The following is a 26627-nucleotide window of genomic DNA, read 5'->3' on the forward strand; positions in this document are numbered from 1 at the left end:
TAAAATTAACAAATATTAAAAACTTTTTACTAAGGCTATTACTTATCGTTTTTACTGTTTATCAGTCACTTAGAAAACAAACGTCTTAGTAAATTGCTTTCAGGACTGAGTATAATATTTCAGAGTGTGAAAAAAATTGACTTGGATCAGTTCTCACGACCTAAATACCACCAAAGTGGTGCCCCACCACACTAAAACGACATAACTCACTGATAAACAAATAAATTAATCTTCACTTTTCATTGAACAAAAAAGAAGCAAATAGACAAATAAATAAAAGAAACTACAACAACCTGTAAAAAAGTTTCATTTTTAGCCAACAAAATTACATGTAGGCCCAATTCCTTGTGCTACTGAGAGTATATCGAACCGAATACATCTCTCTACAAACCACCTTAGTTTTTATCAAAAGTGTGCGAATGTTAACGTTTATGTAAAACAGCACGCTTTGACAGAAACTTTATACGCAACAATTCTTTTCCAGATTAGATACAGTTTATTAAAGAATTAGTTTTTCTCACTAAAACAGTAGGAAATGCGTTAGTTTTTTTCATTTCTTCCAACCCAACTTTTGCCTTACATTACGCCCAAATTACCCCTTCTCCTTTTCACTAATGTGAACTTTAATGAGTACGCAACATGCAAACTTTTGAACTTGCTATCTTCTTGCAGTTTTTCCTTGGCTTGGTCGCCGCAGTAAACCCTGTTGGTATCATGCCTGTGTTTGTGTCACTAACCGGGCATATGACACCAGACGAAAAGCGCAATACGGCAACCACAGCGAACGTGGCTGTTGCGATCATCCTGATCATTTCGCTCTTTGCTGGCCAGTTACTATTAGATATGTTCAGCATTTCTCTGGATTCGTTTCGTGTTGCAGGTGGGCTACTGCTGCTTAGCATCGCGTTCTCGATGATGAGCGGTAAACTGGGGGAAGATAAACAAAACAAACAGGAAAAATCAGAATACGTGAGTCGCGAGCAGATCGGTGTTGTTCCTCTTGCGATGCCGCTAATGGCAGGACCAGGCGCAATCAGTTCGACTATTGTTTACGGTGCACGCTACCCAAGCATGTTTGATACGGTAGGCATCAGCATTACAATTGGCTTGTTCTGTCTATGCTCGTGGCTGTTGTTCCGCTCTGCCCCACTGATCGTGCGATTTTTGGGCCAAACTGGTATCAACGTCATTACCCGTATCATGGGTTTGATATTAGGCGCATTGGGTATTGAGTTTATCGCCAATGGTTTACGCAACTTATTTCCAGGATTAGCCTGAGTTTCTATAAAATTGTATGATAGAGCGATTCAACAATGGATCGCTTTGTCATGACGACTGACTCTCTCAAACATACTCTTTATGTCACCATTTTTGGTACTCATACCAAAGCTGGTCGAACCTTCGATATTGCACTCATTATCGCGATTATCAGTTCTCTAATCGTGCTGGTATTAGACTCAATACCATCCGTACGCGCCGAGTGGGCAAAAGAGCTGAAATACTTGGAGTACACTTTTACCGGTTTATTCACTATTGAGTATTTTCTCCGGCTTTATTGCTCTCCAAAACCAGCCGCCTATGCGAAAAGCTTTTATGGCGTCGTTGATTTACTCGCGATTTTACCTACTTACTTAGCACTGTTTTTCCCTTCTGCCTCCTTTATGGGCGTAATAAGAGCACTACGAGTCATGCGAATATTCCGCATACTCAAGTTGGTCCGCTATCTTCAAGAGTCCAACATCCTCTTACGCTCTCTACTGATGGCGCGCAGAAAGATTTTTATCTTCTTTAGCTCTGTCGCCATTATGGTCACGATCTTTGGGTCACTGATTTTTGTCATTGAGGGGCCTGAAAACGGATTTACTAGCATTCCGAAAAGTATTTATTGGGCTATTGTGACCATCACAACGGTTGGATATGGTGACTTGGTACCTCAAACAGATCTCGGAAAAGGACTTGCCTCACTCACCATGTTGTTGGGTTATTCAATTTTGGCGGTCCCTACTGGTATTTTCACAGCAGAGCTTCACCAAGAAATGCAATCGCACAAAGTATTAGTGAAGTGTCCTAACTGTTCTCACGCCGGGCACGACTCTGATGCGACTTACTGTAAACACTGTGGTAGTGAACTGGCCGATCCTGACAAACGCGTTGTTCGTGGAGAAGACGAAGCATAAAAAAGAGCTCCCTAGGGAGCTCTTTTATTTTGTCATCAAACAAAGATTGATGTGATTATGCTTTCTCAGAAAGAATAATGCGTAACGTACGACGCAATGGTTCTGCTGCGCCCCAAAGTAGTTGGTCACCAACAGTGAAAGCATTTAGGAAGTCATCACCCATTGCCATCTTACGTAGACGACCTACTGGTACGGACATAGTGCCTGTTACTTTTGCAGGTGTAAGTTCTTGCGCAGTAATGTCACGATCGTTAGGAATCACTTTAACCCAGTCGTTATGAGTGGCGATGATTTCTTCGATTTCATCCATTGGGACATTTTGCTTAAGCTTGATAGTGAGAGCTTGAGAGTGACAGCGCATCGCACCAATACGGACACAAGTACCATCGATTGGCACAGGCGAGCTTTGTGAGCCCAAGATTTTGTTTGCCTCTGCGCCCGCTTTCCACTCTTCTTTACTCTGACCGTTATCACGTTTCACATCGATCCACGGAATAAGCGAGCCAGCTAGTGGTACACCGAATTTATCGGTAGGGAAAGAACCGCTGCGCATTGTGTCTGCAACTTTTTTATCAATATCTAGGATAGAGCTTGATGGGTTTGCAAGTTCGGAACTTACAGAGTCATTGATAACGCCCATTTGCGAGATCAGTTCACGCATGTTTTGCGCGCCAGCACCAGAAGCGGCTTGGTACGTCATTGCGCTTGTCCACTCAACAAGGCCTTTCTCGAATAAGCCACCTAGACCCATTAGCATTAAACTAACCGTACAGTTACCACCAACAAATGTGTTCGTGCCACCGTGGATGCCTTGTTGGATTTGCTTTAAGTTCACAGGATCAAGCGTGATGATGGAATCTTCCGCCATACGTAACGTAGATGCTGCGTCAATCCAGTAGCCTTTCCAACCGGCTTGTCGAAGTGCTGGGTAAACTTTTTCTGTGTAGCTACCACCTTGACATGTAATTACCGCATCAAGCTGTTTTAAGCTTTCAATATCATACGCGTCTTGCAGTAAGCCTGCGTCTTTTCCTAAGTTAGGAGCAGGAATACCAACTTGAGAAGTACTGTAGAATACTGGTTCGATTAGGTCGAAGTCTTTCTCTTCAACCATACGCTGCATAAGGACTGAACCAACCATACCGCGCCAACCAACTAAACCAACTCTCATCGTATTAACTCTCCATGTATTAAAAAACCTACCCCATAGTTAATTTTTCGCATCAAAATCTCAACCCCTATTTTGTAAATAAGCCTGTTTTTTAACCTTTTCCTATGAAAATTCGTGTTAAACGAGATTTTTTAGTGTTTGGTTTGCGATTTCGGCCATTTTTCAAGTAGGGAAAGCCCTGTTACTCCAAATTGGTCTTACCACTCAGTGATAAAATAACACATGAAGCACAATAATTTCACATTACACAACATTTAAAACCAAAAAAGTTAAAACAAACTAACAGTTAATTTCACAAGCAAACGTTTTTGCCGACGAACATCAAGATAAAACACCAAATATTCGAAATATAATTTTTGTTAATGTATGTTATGCGCGATTACAACAAGGAGCGCCTTCCTCTATTGCTCCAAGATTGACAGAGGCACATATGAAGCAAGTTACACCACGCCTACCAAGCTTGATACAGGTATTTATCTCGCTCGGTTTATTTCTACTGCTGGCATTTTCGTTCACTGCCAAGCTAGACCTACCGATCCAGCTAGCGCTGTACATCGGTTGGTTCATTATCATGATATTAGGCATTAAGCTTGGTCATCAGTACAAAGATCTGGAAAAAGCTGCACTAAATGGCATTTCCAATGGACTTGGAGCCGTCTTAATTCTTCTTGCCGTTGGCGCGCTTGTTGGTACGTGGATATCTGGTGGTATTGTTCCAACCATTATTTACTACGGCCTTAAAGCAATTCACCCTTCTATCTTTTTGCTCGCAACCATGATCATCTGTTCATTGACTGCGCTAGCGACTGGCACCTCTTGGGGCGCTGCTGGTACTGCTGGTATTGCGATGATGGGTATTGGCCAAGGCCTTGGCGTTCCTGCACCAATTACAGCTGGTGCGGTGCTTTCAGGTTGTTACTTTGGTGACAAAATGTCGCCTCTATCAGATTCTGTGATTCTTGCTTCATCGATGTCTAACGTTGAAGTGATGGAACATATTAAAGGCATGCTGCCGATCGCACTCATTAGCTATATTATTACAGGCATTATGTTTACTGCATTTGGCTTCCACTACGCAGGTCAAGTTGACATGAGCCAGGTAGACTCTGTAATTAAAGCGATGGAGCAGCAATTCTACATCACCCCTTACTCATTTGTTCCTGTGATCATCGTATTGTCACTTCTAGCAATGCGTATGCCTTCATTCCCAGTGATCAGTTTTGGTTCTCTGCTCGGTATTATTTGGGCAGTAATGATTCAAGATGTGGACTTCCTAACCGCGTTCAACACCGCTTGGGCTCCGTTTGCGATTTCTTCAGGCGTAGATTTCATTGACTCCATTCTTAACCGTGGCGGCATGTCTTCAATGCTTGGCTCAGTAGCAGTTATCGTATTCGGCCTTGGTTTTGGTGGTCTACTAGATAAAGTGGGTGTGTTAGAAACTATCGCTAAGCTGTTTGAAAAACGCGTTCAAAGTGCAGGTTCACTGGCAACAAGTACAATCGGTACAGCCTTTATGGGGAACGTATTTGGTTCAGCGATGTACGTTTCACTTATCCTGACACCAAAAATCTGTGCGAAGAACTACGATCGCCTAGGCTACAAACGTAAGAACTTGTCTCGTAACGCAGAGTTCGGCGGCACATTAACATCTGGTATGGTTCCATGGAGTGACAACGGTATCTACATGGCAAGTATTCTGGGTGTTGCGACACTATCTTATGCACCGTTCATGTGGCTAAGCTTTGTATGTATCATTGTGACTATCATCAGCTCCTACATGGGTTGGTTTGTTGATAAATGCGAACCAACGGCGGAAGCAGTTGAACAAGCAGAAGGCGAACTGAAGCAGCAAACCGCTTAAGTTCGCATAGATAGGGAGAATCTCTCTTTCCGAGTGAGAGACAAAGAAAAAGAGCGCATGAGCGCTCTTTTTTATATCTCAACCAAACGTTAACTTTGTTTGGCTTGCGTTTTCACTGCTGCACGCTTACCAAACCAATAGCCCAAGCCAAGTGGTGCAAAGAATATAACGGCAATGAACAAGATGAAGTAGATAATGGTACTTTTAACGAGATCAATCAGCTTGGTCATCGCTAAACTGACCACTTCCTGCGAGACTCGGTCCATATCTTGAGCAAACTTCTCACGCTCATGGGTAATGATCTGCGCGATTTCTTGGCGCTCTCTGGCTACCATCAGCTCTAAAGCTTGGCGCTCCTCACCCAATTGAGATAAACGCGCTTGCGTTTTTTGGTCAATATCGTCAACCAAAGGTTGTAACTCTACCGCCATTTGCTCTGCCAAATAGCGCATGTACTCTGGATTGTTATCAATAAAGTCCTTCATCGAATCAGCCGTAACTTGTAGGCTATTTAGCGCAGCATTAACTTTTTCGATGCTGGCAGAGCTATTTAATGCTAATAACTGCGCCTTCCAAGTCATAATTTTGGGGGTCTGTTCTGATACAAGGCTTAGACGATCCGAGACATCCCCTAATGCTTCTGGCATTGTACCTAGCGTAGTCACTGCCTCTTCCTCGCTAATTTGATTCGCATCTAACCACCCACGGTAAGCTGGCGTCCTGATCATACTTAAGTCCGCGAATGGATGTTGCTTAACGAACTCTGCAACAAACGCTTGTGTCTTGATGTACGCTTCTTGTTTCAACAGAGATTGAGCCAGTTTATCCACCTCTTTCGCTAAGTGAGCAGAAACTAACTTTGCCTCATCTGTCGCAAATAGTTCATTACCAGGGCCAGTCGTAAAGAATTGATCCATCTGTAGCGTAAAAGTCCAAGTATCAATCAGTGCTGCCATTGGCGAGACTTGGTATGCTGCGGCTTGAAGACCTTCTTCAGCATTTATCTTCCAAAGCAAAATATAAGATTGATGGACTTTATCATGCGGCTCATATTGATCGTGCAATGCATCAGCAGCTTGCTCTACCTGAGCAAAAAACTGTTGCGCATACTCACGAGTCAGGAGACGCATATTAAGCTCTTGTTTGGTAAGAGGGACGGTTTGACTCTCGATTTTCACTTCTAACAGGGAGCACCCTGAAAGCATCACAACCAACCCTATCAACATCATTGAAGACAATCGACGAACGGACATGAAAGTACCTTTAACAAATTGTATGGAACAGGAATAAAGCGAACTAAGTCATATAGTTCGGGCCTTTAATACCCCAACTCTGATGATTGTAAGTCAGAGCAATATCAATCTGTTAGCGCTTCTTGTATCTTTTCACTATTGAGAACGTGGTTAGCGAAAAGTATGGTTTGCTTTAGGACATCATCTAAACGTGTCAGTTTCTCTTCCGGCACTTGTTGCCCTTGTTTAATCAACAGCTCAATATCACTCGAAATGCAGTGCAATGGCATTGCCCCTAAACTTCCCGAGACCCCTTTAAGACTATGAGCCGCTCTTTGCGCTTGCTCTTTATCCTCTTCTAATAGCCGATGCATTTTTGAACCATCGCCAGAGTGATCCTGAATAAAGACTTCAAGTAACATTCGCACCGCGCTTTCATCTCCCGATAGCGAGTCCAGCATCTTATTAATATCTATATACGGCTCACGTTCCACGACTTCCACTTGCGATGTGTTCGGCTCATTAGGGCTCTGTTCGTTAACTTGGCTGTTTTGAGCGCTTTCGGACTGAGCAGAAAAAACAACATAAGACCCACCAACTTGCTCAGACTCTTTATCGTCTGCTCTTGATGGTATTAGCGGCTGAACGGTTCTTTGGGAGAAAAGCCCCCATGAAATAAGAGAAAGAAATAAACCACTGATTACTGACAACCAAGTAACAAAGGTCATCAACTTTTGTTCCAACTGGTCATTTATCGAAGTTAACTGGTTCGGGAAATCAGGATTAAGCAGTTGATTAACTAGATAGCTGCCTTGCGCCTTGGCAGATAGCGCGCTTGAAGTCTGGGCAAGTTGACGCTGAAAAGCACTTCGCTCTTGAGGAGAAAGCGTGTCCGACTCGATAAAGAGTCGGTCTAAATCACGATAAGTATCGCTATTCGTTGCTGAGTCACTAAAAATAGACTCCAAAACAAGTGCGCCTAAGCGATAGTACATTGATTGAATTTGCTCAGAGTTTTCAGCTCGGGCACGGCTCCTTCGCAACTGTTCAGCCAATGATACAAGCTCACTGTCACTCCCTACAAAGGCTCGAGCACTTTCTAAAAATCGATCGGTCGCATAAAGCAATTGAGTAATATCTGGTGTGATTTTTCCTTCAGAAAACTCACTTTCAAGCTGTAAGCGAACTGCATAGGCTAACTGAAGTTTTAGTGAAACTTGGTCGACGTGCTTAACACGATAAGGCAGATCAAAGTTAAAAAAATGTCTGACTTCTTCAACTTTGCTTCCTAGCTCATTCACCGTTGAAATGGTTTGAATCGTTTGTTTGGCTTGCAACCAAATCCCTAGCGCTAAAACACACCATAAAACGAACCAGAACCAAACAAACCGCCTCATTCCTTCTTTTAGCTTCAGCAACACTCGCCCCTCGCATATCTCCATTAATTACAAGCATATACTATGGATGTTTCTTATTCACATAAAAAAAGAGAGCCATTGGCTCTCTTAATTTGACGATATGGTTTTAGTTGCGACTCAACTGATCTTTTAGATTTGGTGGCGTACCTTTAATCGTTAAGGTATCCGTCTCTGGGTCATAAAAAATACGCTCGCCAAGCAATAGGCTATCAAAGCTAATATTCAAGCCACCGCCAGCACCAACAAATTTAGTCAGCTTGCGAACCGTCGCACGGTCACCAGGGAAAGATTCTTCAAGCTCGTACCCTTGCTCTTTGGTGAAATCCATAAAGCTTGTGCCATCTTGGCTTGGAGGAAGCTCTCCAGAAAGCTCTGAGATTTGAACCTCATCACCAGATTTAATTTGCTCATTGCAGTAATCGTAAACTTGTTTCTTGTACTCATTCACTTCTTGCTTTTCTAGCTTCGAATCAGCACAAAAATCATCCACCGCCTGCATTAACACTAAGTTTTGTTGTTTAGTATCTAAGCCGATGTCCGCTTGCAGGAAATCTAGGAAGAAATCCGCCACTTTACGGCCGACGCGTCCCTTGATGTATTGCAAGTAACGATTGGATTCCTTGTCAGTGTCGTAGCTCGACAAGTCAATGCGTGCCGCAATATCCATTTTGGTGATATCTAGGTAATCCGTCGCACTGATGTCCAAACCTTCGGTCACTTTTAAACTTTGGTTCATTGGTAAGATACCGATGAACAAGTAGTCCGTTGCTAAACTCTGATACTCAGCGAAAACCAAAATACCTTCATCCGCAAATGGGTACTTAATCAACTCTTCTTTCAGGCGATTTGCACTAATTTGTGAGAAGTCGTAAAAATCTCGCTCTCCTTTGCGCATTTCTTGAAGCCAAAATTGAAATTCGCTGTCTGACTGGAAAGAGCCAAAACCTTTACCAGCTTTAGAATGGAATACTCGGTGAAGCTCAGCGACTAAGTTTTCAGTAGATGCATCGTTCTCTAATGATGCTGGACGAAAGTTTACAACTAGCTCGTCCTGATCGTTTTTGCACAGTTGATGCAGAATAACGTTTGAAAGATGAAGGCTCATAGTGATTTTATCTTGCTACAAGGTTTTAGTTGATGGGCATTGTAGGTTATCATAAGCCGCTTTTACTATCATTATTAGAGTCTTTATGCCGATTACATCTAAATATACTGACGAGCAAGTAGAGAAAATTCTTGCTGAAGTAGCAACAGTTCTTGAAAAACACGCTGCTTCTCCTGAGTTGACGCTAATGATTGCCGGAAATATCGCAACCAATGTCTTAAATCAACGTGTTGCTRCTTCACAACGCAAAGCGATTGCTGAAAAATTTGCTCAGGCGCTGATGTCTTCTTTAGAAACACCAAAAACACACTAATAACGGACAATAGAACACATACATGGTAGACAGCGGAAACTCATACGGCGAACGTGTATCTCGACTGGTTGGTTGGGGTCACTGGTTTGCATTCTTCAATATCGTTGCATCGATGTTGATAGGCACACGCTACATTGTTCAGTCTCCTTGGCCCGAGACGTTACTTGGTCAGTTTTATCTGGCGGTTTCTTGGGTTGGTCACTTTGGCTTTCTAGTTTTCGCGCTTTACTTGCTCGTTCTATTCCCGTTAACGTTTATCCTGCCATCGCGGAAATTGTTCCGTTTGGTGGCAGTGATTTTCGCGACCGTTGGGCAAACCATATTATTGATTGATACCCAAGCGTATCAGTCGATCAATTTGCACTTAACTCCTGTCGTTTGGGAGTTACTATTCAGCGAAGATAAAAGTGCACTCAGCACTGATCTACAACATCTGTTTGTTGTAATGCCGCTGATCTTCCTTATTCAGCTCGCTCTATCCGAATGGGTATGGCGAAAACAGCGCAAACTATCTCATAAGCACGTAGGACGTCCTCTAGCAGCTGTATTTTTCCTCAGCTTTATGACCAGCCATTTGGTTTATATTTGGGCAGATGCATACTTCTACAATCCAATTACCAGTCAGCGTTCAAACTTCCCATTGTCTTATCCGATGACGGCGAAGAGCTTTATGGAAAAACATGGTCTACTTGACCGTGAGGAATACCTAAAACGCTTAGCGGAAAATGAAGGCAACGTAGAGTTAGTCAATTACCCTCTAGAAAAGCTAGAGTTTAACCGTCGAGTCAATAAGCTCAACGTGTTGATGATCAGCGTAAATAACCTGCGTGCAGACGCGCTGAATCCAGAAGAGATGCCTAACCTCTATGAGTTTGCCGAAAACAATCAGAACTTCCGTAATCATTACAGTTCAAGTAATGATACTTACGGGGCTTTTGGTTTGTTCTACGGCTTACCAACCAGTTACGCCTCAAGCATCAAGGCGCAAGGTGCTTCGCCAGTGTTACTCGATGTACTGAAAGATCAGGGTTACAACTTCGGCCTATTCAGTGGCAGCGGGTTTGAAGATGATCTCTACTCAGAGATTATTTTCCGCGACTTAAAACTAGCGGAAGACCTCAATGGCACGCAAGCTCATACCGATAAGCAATCTATCGCGAACTGGAATACATGGTTAACAGAGAAAGCGAGTCAACCATGGTTTAGTTACATCGAAGTCACCACCGTTGATAATTTTGAATCGATCCCTTCACATAATGACGAAGAAATGTCCGCAAGTGATCGCTTCAAAAAAGCTTATGAATATGCGGTGAAATCAGCGGATAAAACCGTCGCTAGTATTATTGATGAGCTTGAAAAAAATGGACTATTGACAAACACCATCGTGATTATCACTTCTAATCACGGTAGTGAGTTTAACGAAACCAATACGAACAGCTGGGGCGCAAACAGCAACTACAGCCGTTATCAGTTACAAGTTCCTATGGTAATCCAATGGCCAGGAATGTTGGCTGGTGAATTTAATCACAGCACAAGCCACTTGGACCTTTCGGTCACGTTGTTGCAGGATATGCTCGGTGTATCTTCCAACCCATATGATTACAGTAGTGGTCGTAACCTATTTGACGAAAGTCGTCGCCGTTGGATCCTAGCGGGTGACACTCGTGAGCTTGCCTTAATTACTAGCTCGCAAACCACAGTGATCGATAAGTTTGGCAACTACAAGTTGTATGACAAAAATTACAAACGACTTCGAGATGATGCACCGAAGTTGCCAGTTTTGATGCAAGGTTTAACTGAGTTACAGCGTTTTTATTCTAAAAACGATTAATACCTAGCAATCCATACACTATTCAAACTCCCCTTTTTGGGGAGTTTTTGTTTATTTAAACAACACAAACCACAAATTTGCGCAGTAAACATCCAATCAGTTCAACTAGGGGTTTACAACATTTTCAAAGCCTTATATTATGCGCCTCAACAACGGAGAGATGGCTGAGTGGTTGAAAGCACCGGTCTTGAAAACCGGCATACGTTAATAGCGTATCTAGGGTTCAAATCCCTATCTCTCCGCCACATTTAGAAAAAGCCCGCTAAGAAATTAGCGGGCTTTTTCGTATATCCAGAATTGAAAAGATTAGTACAAATCCCTTCTTTGAACGCAACTAAGCACTCCGCCACACTCCGAAAGAACCCACAAAAAATTAATGCCCTTTTCGTTCGTTCCAGTGTTGAATCAATTTGATATTTACATCTAGTTGTATCTACTCATCAATAAAGACTTCTTTAGCGGCATTGATAAGCTGCAAATGGATTGGGACGAGGTCAGCATGATTCGTTCGATATCCACCTCCAACGACAGCTGCGACAGGGATACCTCGAGATTTCACTGTTTGCATTAAAAATCTATCACGTTCTAAAATCCCTTGAGTCGACACATCAAAATATCCAAGCTCATCGTCTTGATGTATATCGACACCAGCATCGTAGATAACTAAATCAGGGCGATGAAGATTAAGTGCCATATCGACCACTTCTTTAAACGCCATTAAAAAATCCTCATCACCTGTTCCTCGCACCAAAGGCACATCGAGGTCAGACTGAGGCTTCCTCGCTGGGAAGTTTTTATCACAGTGGAAAGAAAGCGTGATGATATCTGGCTCATCGTTACACAAAGTTGCTGTTCCATCCCCATGATGAACATCACTGTCAATGATCAATACTTTATCGACATGCTCAACTTCGAGTGCTTGCCTAGCCGCGATCACTAAGTCATTAAATAAACAAAAACCACTGCCAAACTCTTTGTGTGCGTGATGATACCCACCACTCAAATGAATGGCCACACCGTACTCAAGTGCCTTTTTTGCGGTCAAAGCCGTGCCCGCTGCTGAAGTTAGCGTTCTGGTAATGAGAGACTCACTCCAAGGAAAACCTATTCGGCGCATCTTCGCAGCTGGCATGTTTCCATTCACTAGCAAGTCGACGTATTCCTGGTCATGAACACGTTTTACTTCCTCAACAGTTAATGCTTCTGGCTGGAAAAACTGCACGTGTTCTTTCCAGTTATCTTTCTCCATATGCACCAATACCGATTCATAGAGGTACTGGTATTTCATAATTGGGTAACGATGCCCCTCTGGCAACTCAAGTTGAGAATAAATCGGGTGGTAGATAAATGGCAGCATGAGAAATTCTTAATAACAATCGTAGCGAAATAGTATCAACTTCAAGGGTTGAATAAAAAGTAATTTAATTGATAATGATTTTCAATATCAATTAAATTTAATATACATATGGATTCTACTTTCTTTGCTATTCTCGGTGCACTGTTTGGCTCTCTTTGTGCTCTGTCCCTATTTTCATCTCTCGTTGTTGGTGCGTGGTGGCTGGTTGATTTTATTGCTCTTAGCTAACACAATGACTTCCAACTGAAATCAAAAAAATATAGGTGTTTGTATGAGTCAAACCGTCTTTATTACTGGAGCAAATCGCGGCATTGGCCTTAGCTTAACTGAGCTGTACCTGAAGCAAGGCCACCAAGTACATGCTACCAGTCGTTCCTTAAAGAACAGTTCAGAACTACAAACTCTAGCCTCACAATTCAGCAATCTGGTTTTGCACGAACTGGATGTCACTCACTACGAACAAGTCGCTAAGCTTGCCGATAAACTCCCTGCCATCGACTTACTCATCAATAATGCAGGATATTACGGCCCCAAGGGATATGGCTTTGGAAACACTGACGTAGAAGAATGGCGTAAAGTCTTCGAAGTAAACACCATTGCACCGTTAAAACTGGTTGAGCACTGTTACCCTCGCTTACAACAAGGCAAGATGAAAAAGATTGCTTGTATCTCATCAAAAGTGGGGAGCATGACGGAAAATACGTCCGGTGGCGGTTATATTTATCGTTCATCGAAAGCGGCGCTAAACTCGGTTGTTAAAAGCTTGAGCAATGATTTAACACCTGAAGGATTTACCGTTTTAGCGCTTCATCCTGGTTGGGTAAAAACGGCAATGGGCGGACCAAATGCATTGATAGATACGCAAACCTCCGCACAGGGCCTCGCGAACGTGATAGAGCTGAGTACACTGCAACTTTCAGGTCGATTTATTAACTACGATGGTACTGAGCTACCTTGGTAGCGGCGTTAAGAAACAACCATCAATAAAATCAAATAACATCTAAGCTAGGCTTCATAATCGTGACTTGGTTGGCAAACATAATGTTCACCGGTGATCCACCAGCATAATTCGCGCAATCTAACTTGAATTTATCTATATCCAATCCAGACTTATGAAAAAGTAGAACAATTAAGGAGAAGGCACGATGGCAGCAGATAGGGATTTGGTTAATTTTAGCGAAGAGCACGAGCTAAACTACTGCTTGAGAAGTGCTGGTAAACGCCAAACTCAAGCGAATCGAGATACATTAGTTGACTTGGGCAAGCAGGTGAAAGAGGTACTGGACAAACGCGTGTTAACTCAAGGAGAAGTAAGAGGCGCGATCCAAAACCACGGTGACCTGTTCGAGTAATCTATTTTCAAGCATGCGCGGTGTTTAATTACGCCGCGCTTGTCCTATGCCCGCTTACCTTTGGTTGCACGAGATTTAGCCGCGCCACCACTCTTTGAATAACTACGCTTTTTACGTTTAAACGCTGGACGTTCCACCTTGGGTAGATGACGCAATGAATCAGGGATCGGCCCTGCTTTTACTTGTGCCATCAAACCATCAATGCGTTGCTCTAGTGCTTGCATAAACGGCTGATATGCCTGATTTCTCTCTGCCATACCTTGTAACTGGTGCTCCCAATGAGCCGTCATATCTGGGTACGTTGAATCCTGTGGCAAGGCATGAATGAGACCTCTTCCCGCAGGAGAGCTGAGAATTGATTTACCTTGACGCGTGAGCAGTTGGCGTTTGAACAGCGTGTCCAAAATACCAGCGCGAGTCGCTTCCGTACCTAGCCCATCAGTATCACGAAGGATTTTTTTCAGTTCTTTATCCGCAACGTAACGGGCGATCCCGGTCATCGCTTGCAACAGCGATGCTTCGGTAAAGTGCTTTGGTGGCTCGGTTTTTCGGTCTTTTATTTCCCCTTCACGACAAGTTAACACGGTGCCTTCGGGTAACGGTGGAACGGCATCAATACCTTCATCTTCCTTGTCAGTTTTGCCCATTAGCGCTTTCCAACCCGGCGAAACTAACTGACGACCTTTCGCGATAAACGTACCACCAGCGATATCGAAAACCAATTTCGCTTCTGCGTAAACCGCCGCCGGATAAAACTGCATGAGATACTGGCGCGCAATCAATTGATACACTTTCATCTCATTGCCCGAAAGCGCATTCACATTAGCTTGTTTTGGTGTAGGGATAATCGCATGGTGCGCATCCACTTTTTTATCATTCCAAGCTTTGGACTTTAATGTTAAGTCTGCTCCCTGAACGGCACCTTGCAGCTCTTTTGCGTTATTCGCAATAGCTGTTGTCACCATCTCTGCTTGTGAGTAGTGTTCCATCGGTAAATAGCGACAATCTGAACGTGGATAAGTGATCAGCTTGTGCTTTTCATACAATGCCTGACAAGTATCTAGTACTTGTTGCGCACTCATACCATAGCGCTTCGCTGCATCGATCTGTAAAGCAGATAATGAATAAGGTAATGGTGCTGATTGCTTGGTTTGCTTTTGTTCCGACTCCGTCACTTTCGCGGGTTGATTTGCAATACGGTTTGCAACGTTTTCCACTAACTTACGGTTTAACACTCGCCCTTCTTCATCCTGCCAAGGCTTGCATGCCTCACTTGGCTTCCAACGAGCACGAATATCAAAAGTACCATTGGCATCTTGATATGGGATCAGAGCATGTAGGGTAAAATAGTCCTTCGGGACAAAGTTTTCGATTTCCTCATCACGACGCACCACTAAGCCAAGAACTGGCGTTTGCACTCGCCCTACCGAGAGAACACCTTGATACCCTGCTTTTTGACCAAGCAAGGTATAAGCACGAGACATGTTCATGCCATACAACCAATCAGCCCGAGAGCGGGCCAATGCAGAAACTGAAAGTGGGATAAACTCGCGATTACTGCGCATAGAACTGAGTGCGCGTTTAACCGCAGGTAAGTTCAAGTCGGAAATCAGCAAACGCTGTGTGGATTCCTTCTTGGTTTTAGATAACTTGCAATAGTCGAGAACTTCATCAACTAACAGCTGCCCCTCGCGGTCAGGGTCTCCTGCATGAATGACTTCGTTAGCTTCTTTGAGCAATTTACGAATCACTGTTAATTGCTTACTTGCGCTTTTCCTCGGTCTGAGCTGCCATTGCTGCGGAACAATTGGTAAATCTGCCATATTCCACTTTTTATAACGCTCATCGTAAGCGTCAGGTTCGACTTGTTCGAGCAAATGGCCGATACACCAAGTAACGATATCCCCGTTCCCACAGCGGATGAATCCTTGATCTTTCTTTTGAGGGTTTGGCAGAGCAGCGGCAATCGCACGGCCTAAGCTTGGTTTTTCAGCAATAAACAGACGAGACATAACGTTTTGGAAATAAATATAATTAGGGCCACATTAACGAATGTAGCCCTAATAAATCAAGAAAAACTGTATAAATAAACAGTCAAGTTTGTTTAAGTTTTCAGTTATAGAAATTCAACAAACTGAGAGAGGTCACGCTCAGGAACTTTCATCGGTGTGCAACCAGGCGTACCTAGGTACAAGAAACCAACAATCTCATCGTCGCCTTCTAAACCAAACGCTTGATGAACTTCTGGATGGAACATCCACTTACCTGAGCGCCAAAATCCTTGAAAGCCTTGCGCTACCGCTGCCATCTGCATGGATTGTACGGCACATCCCGCAGATAAGTGTTGCTCTAGTGCAGGCACTTTCTCATGTTCCGTTACTTTAGCAATCACCGTGATCACCATTGGCGCACGAAATGGCGCATTTTTCACCTTTTCGACCACCGCTTCATCACTATTTTCAGCTTCTGCGGCTTTTACCAAGATATCTGACAGTTTTTTCAAACCATCGCCCTGTGCGATAACGAAACGCCAAGGGGTTAATCCCGCATGGTCAGGCGCACGAAGGCCTGCACGAATGATGTTCTCAAGTGCTTTACCTTCTGGTGCAGGCGCAGATAACTTCGCGATAGATCGGCGATTGAGCAAAAGATCGAGAGCGTCCATGAAAGAATCCTTATCGAATATCGTTGCTATTTTGTTTACGCCACTTTAGCACAATCTGTTCCTACGAATAACAACCGGTTTTCTGTGGGCTTGATAACGTGCTTCACTTAACATCAAACTCGATTTAATGTTAATTTATTCGCGAAATGAATAAGTTGAACATAGGCAGGTTGATGAACAAGGATAAACAAAACAGCATTTACGAAAAGATCGTTAATGACGAAGATGCCCGTGCCTGTAAGGCGATTCCTGAATCAGCTTGCCATCAAGTTCCCGGCAACTTTCTTAAAATCATTCTTGCTCAGTTTTTAACGAAGGTCGGCGATGCGTTAATCAACCCCAAAGTCACGTTGCCGTGGATACTACAAAGTCTCGGGGCACCGGTTTACTTAATTGGTTGGCTCGTTCCTATTCGTGAATCAGGTTCCCTTATCCCACAACTTAGCATCGCGCACTACATCCGACGCATTCCAGTAAGAAAATGGGTCTGGGTAATTGGCAGCATCTTGCAGGCTCTTTCCATATTTGCAATCGGAGTGGTCGCATTAACTCTGACAGGAGCTGCTGCGGGTTATGGTGTAATTGCATGTCTTGTGATCTTCAGTCTCTCACGCGGTTTAAATTCCGTCGCATCAAAAGATGTGTTGGGCAAAACCATCCCTAAAAACCAACGAGGTCAAGTCAACGGCTGGTCTTCAAGCGCTGCTGGCCTTGTTACACTACTTTTTTCTAGTCTTCTGGCACTAGCCTGGTTATGGGACGTAGAGCCGACGGAGCGCTTTTACAGTCTGAGTTTAGGGTTAGCGGGTGCCATATGGCTTATTGCGGCATTAGTTTATGCACGAATTAATGAGTATGCCGGTGAGGTAGACGGTGGTCGAAATGGCGTCCTTGAGGCATTTAAACAACTCGCGTTACTTAAAACAGACGTGACCTTTCGTCGATTCGTTATCACGCGGACACTATTTTTATGTTCTGCGCTGAGTGCACCGTACTACGTTGTGCTGGCACAGCAATCTCTCGGTGGACAGCTCTGGGTGCTAGCTCTCTTTATGTTTGCGAGTGGCTTGGCCTCCTTTGTGTCAGGTCCTTTCTGGGGAAGAATGTCCGATCGCTCTAGCCGCAGTGTGATGGTCATCGGCGCAACGATGAGCGCGCTACTTGGCGTTGTTTTATTTGTTTACGATACGTGGGTCACCGCTAGCCAAAGCTTCCTATTCGTGATTCCTCTGCTCTACTTTTGTGTGTGCATTGCCCACGACGGAATACGAGTCGGACGAAAAACCTACTTAGTTGATATCGCAGAAGGTGACAAACGGACAAGCTATGTAGCCGTGAGTAACACGGTGGTTGGGATAATGCTGCTTCTAATGAGTTCTCTTGGTGTCATGTCGAACTTTTTGAGCCTTTCAGCTGTGGTGTTAGTGTTCTCTTTTATTACTCTTTCTGGCGTGGTAATGGCCAAACAACTGCCAGAAATCAGTGACTAGTTCTATACAAAAAAGCTGCGCTCAAAGCGCAGCTTTCATAGTAAACACACCTTGAAAGACTAGAGTTTTACCGCCAATTTAACGCCTTGACGAATCGCACGCACAGCATCAAGTTCACCCGCATGGTCAGCTCCGCCAATGATATGAATCTTCTCTCCAAGTTCAGACCATTTATCTTCAAATGGACGAACAGACTCTTGCCCCGCACAAATGACGACTTTGTCCGCGTTCAATAATTGTTCTTTTCCATCTACATGAATGTGCAAACCTTGATCATCAATTTTATCGTAAGACACGCCACCGACTAAATGTACGCCCCGTTTTTCAAGGGTACGTTTATGGATCCAACCTGTTGTTTTACCCGGACCTTTACCTACACGACCTTTACGACGCTGAAGCACCCAGACTTCTTTATCGCTGACCGCATCAGGGTAAGGGTATAAACCACCCGGTTGGGACATCTCTTTGTCGATTCCCCATTCATGCAACCAGTCATCCAACGTTTGTCCAACTGGCTCTGTGAGCATGGTCGCGACATCTACGCCAATACCACCTGCACCAACGATAGCCACTTTCTCACCGACTGGCGTTTTGTCTCGAATGAGTGTTTGATAGTCGACGACTTTCTCTGGGTTATCAATTCCATCAATATTGACTTTACGTGGCTCAACACCCGATGCCATCACTATCTCATCGTACTCTGTGAGTAAGTCATAGTTCGCTTCCGTCGATAAGTGCAGATTCACGCCTGTTTCATCAATACGGTTAGCGAAATATCGTATCGTCTCTCGAAACTCCTCCTTACCAGGGATCTGCATCGCAAGACGGAACTGACCACCGATGCGGTCGTTCTTTTCGAACAAATCAACCTTATGGCCACGTTCAGCCAGTGTGGTCGCACAAGCCAAGCCCGCCGGACCTGCACCAACAACGGCAATGTTTTTCTTCTTAAAGGCTGGTTCAACAACAATTTCGGTTTCATAGCACGCAAGTGGATTCACTAAGCAACTGGCGCGCTTACCTTTAAACACGTTATCTAGACACGCCTGATTACAACCAATACACGTATTGATAAGCTGCGCTTTTTCCTGTTCGGCTTTAGCAACAAAGTAAGGATCAGCCAAGAACGGGCGCGCCATCGAAACCATATCGGCATGCCCAGAAGATAGAATACGTTCTGCTTCGTCTGGCGTATTTATTCGGTTACAAGTGATGATAGGAACCGAAACGTGAGGTTTAACTTTTTCCGTAACCCACGTAAACGCACCGCGTGGTACTTGAGTCGCAATGGTCGGAATTCGAGCCTCGTGCCAACCAATGCCAGTGTTAATAATCGTGACGCCAGCCTCTTCAAGCGCTTTCGCCAATTCGATAACGTCTTCAAATGTGCTGCCCTGCTCGACAAGATCCAGCATAGAGAGACGGAAAATTATGATGAACTTGTCGCCCACCGCCTTACGAACCGCTTTGACAATTTCTAGCGGAAAACGCATACGTTTTTTGTAACTGCCACCCCATTCGTCGTAACGCATGTTCGTGCGCTTACATAAGAATTGGTTTATCAGGTAACCTTCCGAGCCCATTAACTCGACGCCATCATAACCAGCAAGCTGGGCTAACTCAGCGCTGTTCGCAAAGGCATCAATGGTTTTCTTAATCTGGCGGTCGCTCATTTCACTCGGAGCAAACTTTGCAATTGGCGCTTTAATGCCAGACGCACTTTGCGAGAATGGATGCATGGCATAACGCCCAGCATGGAGAATTTGTAGGGCAATTTTGCCACCGTGCTTGTGCACCGCTTCTGTCACAACTTTGTGGGCCTTAGCATGCTTTGGTTTGCTGAACTCAGCACTCAACGGGTGCAAACGACCGCGTAAGTTCGGAGAAAAACCTCCGGTTACAATCAGTCCAACACCGCCTTTCACGCGTTCTTCATAGAAAGCCGCGAGCTTCTGTAATCCTTCTTTGTGCTCTTCTAAGCCCGTGTGCATTGATCCCATCAGGACTCGGTTTCGTAATTGTGTAAAACCGAGATCCAGTGGCTTTAATAGGTTTGGGTACATGGCAGACATCACTTAACATCCATTGTTATTATCATGGTCTGACCAGATTAAGCCCGCTCAACCAAAAAATCAAACAAGCGTTTACATTTTTGTAACACCGATCAATCTCGCGTGAAAATATGCCAATTGTTGAGTGGTCGTGATAAGCTAAAAAAATGTTATCTTTTGAGATCTTAGAGATAAGAACCCATACTTTGTTAGACTCGGCGTAACTATCTCGTTATGGAGACAAGATGAAAAAACTCTTCAAATTTATTGGTTTGATATTTAAAGGGATATGGAAGAGCATCACCTTTATCAGACTCGCACTGGCAAACCTGATCTTCTTGCTGATGATTGCCGTTTTCTACTTTGCTTTTACTTATACCGGAGACGGTCAACCCGTCGTCGAAAAAGAGTCGGCATTGGTGATGAACCTTTCAGGTCCGATTGTCGAACAAAGACGTTATGTAAACCCAATGGACTCTTTTGCTGGCTCCCTTTTGGGCAATGAGTTACCGAAAGAAAACGTCCTTTTCGATATCGTTGATACTATTCGCTACGCGAAAGACGATCCTAAAGTGTCTGGATTAGTGCTAGCACTGCGAGACATGCCAGAAACAAATCTCACGAAATTACGTTACATCGCGAAAGCGTTGAACGAATTTAAAGCGTCAGGTAAACCCGTTTACGCCGTAGGTGATTTTTACAACCAAAGCCAATATTACTTGGCAAGTTACGCTGATAAAGTTTACCTGGCACCTGATGGCGGCGTATTGATTAAAGGTTACAGTGCCTATTCAATGTACTATAAAACGTTATTGGAAAAGCTTGATGTTTCTACTCATGTTTTTCGCGTAGGTACTTATAAATCCGCTATCGAACCGTTTATTCGTGATGACATGTCCGATGCGGCGAAAGAGTCTGCAACACGTTGGGTTACTCAATTGTGGAGTGCTTTTGTTGATGACGTAACAACAAACCGAAATATTGATGCGAAAGTGCTTAACCCAACCATGGATGAGCTGATTGACGAAATGAAGTCAGTGGACGGTGATCTTGCTCAGCTCGCGGTTAAACTGGGCTTGGTTGATGAACTCGCGACACGCCAAGACATTCGCACTCTATTTGCAAAGCAGTTTGGTAGTGACGGCAAAGACAGCTACAACGCGATTGGTTACTACGACTACCTTGCAACGATTCGCCCTGATTACACACTACCTCAGCACGATATCGCCGTTGTTCTAGCCAGTGGCGCGATTATGGATGGTCAACAACCTCGTGGTACTGTCGGAGGTGACACCGTCGCAAGCTTGTTGCGTCAAGCACGCAATGATGAAAAGGTGAAAGCGGTCGTGTTGCGAGTAGATAGCCCTGGGGGTAGTGCCTTTGCCTCTGAAGTGATTCGCAACGAAGTAGAAGCACTGAAACAAGCAGGCAAGCCAGTTGTTGTATCCATGTCGAGTTTAGCCGCTTCTGGTGGTTATTGGATTTCAATGAGCGCAGACAAGATCGTTGCTCAGCCAACAACACTGACGGGTTCCATTGGTATTTTTAGTGTCATCACCACGTTTGAAAAAGGCTTTAGCAAGTTAGGCATTAATACTGATGGCGTTGGCACATCGCCGTTCTCTGGTGACGGTATTACCACTGGCCTTTCTGACGGCGCGTCTCAAGTATTCCAATTAGGTATCGAGCACGGTTATAAGCGCTTTATTTCTTTGGTTGGCGAGAATCGCGATATGTCTCTAGAGGAAGTCGACAACGTCGCTCAAGGTCGAGTTTGGACAGGACAAGACGCCCTATCCTTTGGTCTTGTTGACCAAATGGGTGACTTTGATGATGCCGTAGAACTAGCGGCGAAACTGGCGAATGTGACCGATTACGGCATTTACTGGGTAGAAGAACCGCTTTCTCCCACTGAACTATTTTTACAAGAGTTCATGAAACAGGTGAAAGTCTCTCTAGGTATTGATGCAACCAGCTTGCTACCAAAAAGTCTTCAACCCGTAGCTCAACAGTTTGAACAAGACGCAAGCTTGCTACAAAGCTTTAACGATCCTAAAGGTCAATACGCATTTTGTTTGAACTGCCAAGTGCAGTAGCTTTTTCATTAATATTACAAAGGGTATCTCTACTTGAGGTGCCCTTTTTATTACGCTCAACATCTCCTCAGATGACTTTCCGATGCTGTGCGCATAGCCTCGCATCTCAAGGTTATTTAGGTATATAATCCCCGCCTCTGTTCCCCTACATGAAAGAAAAAACGATGACTAGAAAACACATCTACATCGCTTACACCGGTGGCACCATCGGAATGCAAAAATCGGATCACGGCTATGTGCCTGTTGCTGGCTTTATGGAAAAGCAACTAGCAAGCATGCCAGAGTTTCACCGTCCTGAAATGCCGGATTACACTATCCACGAATACGATCCTCTGATTGACTCATCAGATATGACGCCTGCCGACTGGCAGCAGATTGCGGATGATATTCGTGACAACTATGACAAATACGATGGTTTCGTCATCCTACATGGTACTGACACCATGGCATACACAGCATCTGCATTGTCTTTCATGCTTGAAAACCTTGGCAAGCCAGTGATTGTTACGGGTTCACAGATCCCTCTTGCGGAGCTGCGTTCTGACGGTCAAGCAAACCTATTGAATGCTCTGCATATTGCCGCAAACTACCCGATCAACGAAGTGACTTTGTTCTTCAATAATCAGTTGATGCGTGGTAACCGCAGCACAAAATCTCATGCTGACGGTTTTAATGCCTTTACTTCACCAAACCTTCCTCCACTACTGGAAGCTGGGATCAATATTCAAGTAAGTAACAGCGTAACCGTTGGTGCACAACCAGAAGGTGAATTTAAGGTTCACAACATTACACCACAGCCAATCGGCGTGATCACTATGTATCCTGGTATATCACATGAAGTTATTCGTAATACGCTTCGTCAGCCTGTAAATGCGATGATTCTGTTGACTTTTGGTGTGGGCAACGCGCCTCAAAACCCTGAGCTACTGGGTCACCTTAAAGAGGCCTCTGAGCGCGGCGTTATTGTCGTAAACCTAACTCAATGTTTGGCAGGCAAAGTGAATATGGGCGGCTACGCCACGGGTTGTGCACTGGCAGACTCTGGAGTTATCAGCGGCTTTGACATGACGCCAGAAGCGGCACTAGCAAAACTGCATTACCTTCTAAGCCAAAACCTTTCTTACGAAGAAGTGAAAGAGAGAATGCAGCAAGTACTGCGTGGTGAGATGAGCCTGTAAATTCAAGCTTACTACGATCTAAAAAGCCCAATAGAGATTGGGCTTTTTTCTTTTAAAGTCAAAGTAGTAGCGGTAAAGGGAACCCTATAAAAATCAAAGGTTCACTTAATCAATGTTCGGATTGACACGAACAATGTCGCTCTCTTCTCCGCTAAATTGTTTTTTAAGTTCTTGCTTCGATTTAAAGCTGATTTCACCGCCGGCTGCAACCGTCATATGCTGCGCATCAGTATTATGTTTTGATTGATACAACATCACAGCTTGCATACACGAATCTCGCTGCTCTTTAGAAAGTGTTGTACCCTCAGGCCATCTTCCCGTTTCTACTGCATAGACTAAGCGATCATAAACTTCTGGAGTCATCGCTTGTAATAGTTGTTCTGCGTCCATAATGTACCTTCTTATTACATTCTATTTACAGAACATAACGGGTTAAGAAACTGAGTCAAGAATACGAAAATGAATTGGTGTAACGGATCACAAGCAAAGCCATGAAAAGAACACACTGGTTACTTCTCAGCCTCACAAGTCTCGCACTAACGGGCTGTTTCGAAGGTAACGTGACAACCGAAGAGTTGTGCCAAAAAACACCAGAGCTGCGCTGCAAACAGCTCAATATGGATGACGGGCAATGTCGAGTTCCCAGAACAAATTTAGTATGGCATCGGTTTGAGCAATTGAAAAAACCATCAGAAGCCAACCAAATCATCGAATACGGTCTGGTCGCTGAATATAGAAAATGCTTAGAACTCGCCTCTCAGATCACACCTATTGATCAAAGTGCTCTCAAGAGACAGCGTTTTAACGCTTTGGTACACAGTATTGATGAGCTAGAACGCATCGTAAACGAGTTAAAAGGCTCAGAAGACCCGGCTACTTTGTATTTTTTGTGGTCTCAAACGGGTGACATCCAAGCTCGTCGCGCATTTTTACAAATGGAAGGCTCACCCAAGTTAAATACTGCTGAGATGCAATATGCATTAGCTACTTTCTATACTAATCGAGATGCCAAGAAAACGTTAATACTGCTGAATAAAGCGTTGTCTTTATCGGATGAAGACAACCTTAATCCGATCATTCTCAAATCAATGGCAAGCATTCATCAAGGGCTTGGAGAAAAAGAGCGCGCGTATCTGTGGGCAATGGTTGCAAAAAGATTCGACGTCCCGCTTGCTGATGAAAAGCAGCTCAAGCGTATGTTTAATTTTAGTCATGCAGAGCAATATCAGCAGCTAGATGAATTAGCTGAATCGGTGGCAAAAGCCATAGAGAGAGGAAACTACTCTCCAGCAATGATACCCAAAGAGATATAAACGAAAAAACTCCCGCAATTGGCGGGAGTTTTTCTTTGGGTCAAACTACACTCTGTTTTCTACTTACAACAAATCGTATTGAAAGGATAAAACACTATCGAGCACAATTTTGTCGTTATTGTTCTGATTTGTTGAAAATTAACGACACTGAATTAACACAAAAACGCTCACCCGTGGTCTGTGGGCCATCTTCAAAAACGTGCCCTAGATGGCTATCACATGTGGCACAACGAATCTCTGTACGTACCATTCCGTGACTCAGATCTTCTAAATAGCGCACCGCTTGATCATTGATGGGCGCATCAAAACTTGGCCAACCACAGCCAGAGTCATACTTGTTATCAGAGACAAAGAGAGGGGCATTGCAACAGGTACAAGCATAAACACCCGTCTCTTTATTATGCAGTAGTTTACCGCTGAAAGGCGGTTCTGTACCTTGCTCTCGGCAGACACGAAACTCTTCTTCAGAAAGTTGCTCACGCCACTGCTCATCTGACTTCGCCACTTTTTTCCCGTTTTGTTCCACGACTTTCTGCTCCTTCTTTACTGTTTTTGGTATTGACTTTTTTAGCAAAAAACTTGCTTCTCTTAACAGTTGTAGCACATACTTTCTCACCAGGACACCATGCGTAATTAATTTGATAAGAGCACTTATCTCACCAGTTATATTACGCCAACTGGACTACAGAAGAATCAGTTAAAAGTTTAAAAAACGAACATTTGCGAAGAATTGTTAAAAAAAGCGTCGCTTTTTTTTGACTTTAAACAAGTTAAGTCCGATTATCACTTGCAGATGTTTACTGGATTCTGTAATTTTACTACCAGTTATCTTTAATCAGAAATTAAGTTGTGGAGCAACTATAATGACTATCAAAGTAGGTATTAACGGTTTTGGCCGTATCGGTCGTTTCGTATTCCGTGCAGCGCAAGAGCGTGCTGACATCGAAGTTGTAGGTATCAACGACCTTATCGACGTAGATTACATGGCATATATGCTTAAGTACGACTCAACTCACGGCCGTTTCAACGGTACTGTTGAAGTTGAAGGCGGTAACCTAATCGTTAACGGTAAAACTGTACGTGTTACTGCAGAGCGCAACCCAGCGGACCTTAAGTGGGACGAAATCGGTGTTGACGTTGTTGCAGAAGCAACTGGTCTTTTCCTAACTGACGAGACTGCACGTAAGCACATCGAAGCTGGCGCGAAGAAAGTTGTTCTAACTGGTCCTTCAAAAGACGCTACTCCAATGTTCGTAATGGGCGTTAACCACGCGACTTACGCTGGTCAAGACATCGTTTCTAACGCTTCTTGTACTACTAACTGTCTAGCGCCTATCGCTAAAGTTCTTAACGACAAGTTCGGTATCGAATCTGGTCTTATGACTACAGTTCACGCTACTACAGCAACTCAAAAAACTGTAGACGGTCCTTCTGCTAAAGACTGGCGCGGTGGTCGTGGTGCTTCTCAGAACATCATCCCATCTTCAACTGGTGCTGCTAAAGCTGTAGGCGTTGTTCTTCCAGAACTAAACGGCAAACTAACTGGTATGGCTTTCCGCGTACCGACAGCTAACGTTTCTGTAGTTGACCTAACAGTTAACCTAAAAGAAGGCGCATCTTACGAAGCTATCTGTGCAGCAATGAAAGAAGCTTCTGAAGGCGAGCTAAAAGGTGTTCTAGGTTACACTGAAGATGCAGTAGTATCTCAAGACTTCATCGGTGAAGTTCAAACTTCTGTATTCGATGCTAAAGCTGGTATCGCTCTAACTGATAACTTCGTTAAAGTTGTATCTTGGTACGACAACGAAATCGGTTACTCAAACAAAGTTCTAGACCTAATCGCTCACATCTCTAAGTAATTAGATAGTTAGCAATTAGCGAATAACTTCGTTAAAGAAAAGGCGGCTCTAGAGTCGCCTTTTTTGTATCTGGAATTTGAGAGAATACCTCGGCGCTGTTGCATTGTATTTGCGACGGATGTCGAAACCCTATTTTCCCCAATGATAGGAAACAG

At 43.9% G+C, this 26627-nt stretch carries 22 protein-coding genes and 1 tRNA gene; 13 read left to right on the top strand and 10 right to left on the bottom strand.

Translation table 11 applies throughout. The features are described from left to right. Positions 1–639: 639 nt before the first annotated feature. Positions 640–1278, top strand: coding sequence for a YchE family NAAT transporter (locus R2S67_RS08840; protein ID WP_005396528.1), 639 nt, complete (start codon positions 640–642; stop codon positions 1276–1278). 35 nt (positions 1279–1313) lie between these two features. After that, positions 1314–2177: an ion transporter gene (locus R2S67_RS08845; protein WP_005396527.1), complete on the top strand. Its 864-nt coding sequence runs from the start codon at positions 1314–1316 to the stop codon at positions 2175–2177. 55 nt (positions 2178–2232) lie between these two features. Here R2S67_RS08845 and asd read toward each other — a convergent pair whose 3' ends face one another. Next, positions 2233–3348 (bottom strand): aspartate-semialdehyde dehydrogenase, encoded by a 1116-nt coding sequence (asd, locus tag R2S67_RS08850; RefSeq protein WP_005396526.1) that lies wholly within the window; start codon positions 3346–3348, stop codon positions 2233–2235. A 430-nt stretch (positions 3349–3778) separates the two neighbouring features. Between asd and nhaC the strand changes: the two genes are divergently transcribed. Then, positions 3779–5212 carry a Na+/H+ antiporter NhaC gene (gene nhaC, locus R2S67_RS08855; RefSeq protein ID WP_005396525.1) on the top strand — a complete coding sequence of 478 codons (1434 nt, stop codon included), beginning with the start codon at positions 3779–3781 and terminating at the stop codon, positions 5210–5212. A gap of 89 nt (positions 5213–5301) precedes the next feature. Here nhaC and R2S67_RS08860 read toward each other — a convergent pair whose 3' ends face one another. The 3 genes from R2S67_RS08860 to yejK form a co-directional block, all read right to left on the bottom strand. Continuing rightward, on the bottom strand, positions 5302–6465 hold the full coding sequence (locus R2S67_RS08860) for a chemotaxis protein (protein WP_104972004.1): 1164 nt from the start codon (positions 6463–6465) through the stop codon (positions 5302–5304). A 104-nt stretch (positions 6466–6569) separates the two neighbouring features. Continuing rightward, positions 6570–7886 (bottom strand): Hpt domain-containing protein, encoded by a 1317-nt coding sequence (locus R2S67_RS08865; RefSeq protein WP_317343344.1) that lies wholly within the window; start codon positions 7884–7886, stop codon positions 6570–6572. A gap of 82 nt (positions 7887–7968) precedes the next feature. Next, positions 7969–8967, bottom strand: a complete 999-nt coding sequence (gene yejK, locus R2S67_RS08870) for a nucleoid-associated protein YejK (protein ID WP_005396521.1) — start codon at positions 8965–8967, stop codon at positions 7969–7971. Positions 8968–9052: 85 nt separating this feature from the next. Between yejK and R2S67_RS08875 the strand changes: the two genes are divergently transcribed. From R2S67_RS08875 to R2S67_RS08885, 3 genes are all read left to right on the top strand, one after another. Further along, positions 9053–9280, top strand: coding sequence for a YejL family protein (locus R2S67_RS08875; protein ID WP_317343346.1), 228 nt, complete (start codon positions 9053–9055; stop codon positions 9278–9280). 22 nt (positions 9281–9302) lie between these two features. Then, positions 9303–11111, top strand: a complete 1809-nt coding sequence (locus R2S67_RS08880) for a DUF3413 domain-containing protein (RefSeq protein WP_317343348.1) — start codon at positions 9303–9305, stop codon at positions 11109–11111. A gap of 154 nt (positions 11112–11265) precedes the next feature. Continuing rightward, a tRNA-Ser gene (locus R2S67_RS08885) sits at positions 11266–11356 on the top strand. 188 nt (positions 11357–11544) lie between these two features. Here the strand turns inward: R2S67_RS08885 and R2S67_RS08890 are convergent. Continuing rightward, complete coding sequence (locus R2S67_RS08890; protein WP_317343350.1) at positions 11545–12468, bottom strand: histone deacetylase; 924 nt, start codon at positions 12466–12468, stop codon at positions 11545–11547. A gap of 271 nt (positions 12469–12739) precedes the next feature. Here R2S67_RS08890 and R2S67_RS08895 point away from each other — a divergent pair, with 271 nt between their 5' ends. Further along, positions 12740–13429, top strand: coding sequence for an SDR family oxidoreductase (locus tag R2S67_RS08895; protein WP_317343351.1), 690 nt, complete (start codon positions 12740–12742; stop codon positions 13427–13429). 184 nt (positions 13430–13613) lie between these two features. Further along, entirely contained in the window at positions 13614–13820 is a 207-nt protein-coding gene (locus R2S67_RS08900; protein WP_114323304.1) for a hypothetical protein, read from the top strand. A 44-nt stretch (positions 13821–13864) separates the two neighbouring features. Here the strand turns inward: R2S67_RS08900 and R2S67_RS08905 are convergent, their stop codons facing one another. Continuing rightward, positions 13865–15832 carry a DNA topoisomerase III gene (locus tag R2S67_RS08905; protein WP_317343353.1) on the bottom strand — a complete coding sequence of 656 codons (1968 nt, stop codon included), beginning with the start codon at positions 15830–15832 and terminating at the stop codon, positions 13865–13867. A gap of 104 nt (positions 15833–15936) precedes the next feature. After that, positions 15937–16485, bottom strand: coding sequence for an NAD(P)H nitroreductase (locus R2S67_RS08910; RefSeq protein WP_005396515.1), 549 nt, complete (start codon positions 16483–16485; stop codon positions 15937–15939). 173 nt (positions 16486–16658) lie between these two features. Between R2S67_RS08910 and R2S67_RS08915 the strand changes: the two genes are divergently transcribed. After that, the gene (locus tag R2S67_RS08915) at positions 16659–17975 is read left to right on the top strand and encodes an MFS transporter (RefSeq protein ID WP_317343355.1); all 1317 of its coding nucleotides are present in this window, start codon (positions 16659–16661) and stop codon (positions 17973–17975) included. A gap of 59 nt (positions 17976–18034) precedes the next feature. Here R2S67_RS08915 and R2S67_RS08920 read toward each other — a convergent pair whose 3' ends face one another. Next, complete coding sequence (locus R2S67_RS08920) at positions 18035–20047, bottom strand: NADPH-dependent 2,4-dienoyl-CoA reductase (protein WP_065645046.1); 2013 nt, start codon at positions 20045–20047, stop codon at positions 18035–18037. Between the two features lie 224 nt (positions 20048–20271). Here R2S67_RS08920 and sppA point away from each other — a divergent pair, with 224 nt between their 5' ends. Together sppA and ansA are read left to right on the top strand one after the other, a co-directional pair. Beyond that, complete coding sequence (gene sppA, locus R2S67_RS08925) at positions 20272–22122, top strand: signal peptide peptidase SppA (RefSeq protein ID WP_012841560.1); 1851 nt, start codon at positions 20272–20274, stop codon at positions 22120–22122. Between the two features lie 164 nt (positions 22123–22286). Continuing rightward, the gene (gene ansA / locus R2S67_RS08930; protein ID WP_046874512.1) at positions 22287–23300 is read left to right on the top strand and encodes an asparaginase; all 1014 of its coding nucleotides are present in this window, start codon (positions 22287–22289) and stop codon (positions 23298–23300) included. A gap of 105 nt (positions 23301–23405) precedes the next feature. Here the strand turns inward: ansA and R2S67_RS08935 are convergent, their stop codons facing one another. Then, entirely contained in the window at positions 23406–23690 is a 285-nt protein-coding gene (locus tag R2S67_RS08935) for a YeaC family protein (RefSeq protein ID WP_005380700.1), read from the bottom strand. Between the two features lie 101 nt (positions 23691–23791). On the opposite strand from R2S67_RS08935, the gene R2S67_RS08940 reads away from it, so the two are divergent. Beyond that, positions 23792–24613 (top strand): DUF2989 domain-containing protein, encoded by an 822-nt coding sequence (locus tag R2S67_RS08940; RefSeq protein ID WP_114323307.1) that lies wholly within the window; start codon positions 23792–23794, stop codon positions 24611–24613. Between the two features lie 115 nt (positions 24614–24728). Here the strand turns inward: R2S67_RS08940 and msrB are convergent, their stop codons facing one another. Continuing rightward, positions 24729–25139 (bottom strand): peptide-methionine (R)-S-oxide reductase MsrB, encoded by a 411-nt coding sequence (gene msrB, locus R2S67_RS08945; protein ID WP_005396508.1) that lies wholly within the window; start codon positions 25137–25139, stop codon positions 24729–24731. 337 nt (positions 25140–25476) lie between these two features. Here msrB and gap point away from each other — a divergent pair, with 337 nt between their 5' ends. Next, a complete protein-coding gene (gap, locus tag R2S67_RS08950) occupies positions 25477–26472 on the top strand; it encodes a type I glyceraldehyde-3-phosphate dehydrogenase (protein ID WP_012841556.1) in 996 nt (331 codons plus the stop codon). Positions 26473–26627 lie beyond the last annotated feature (155 nt).

It is taken from the genome of Vibrio sp. T13N (assembly GCF_032970445.1).
In the GTDB taxonomy this organism is placed as follows: domain Bacteria; phylum Pseudomonadota; class Gammaproteobacteria; order Enterobacterales; family Vibrionaceae; genus Vibrio; species Vibrio diabolicus.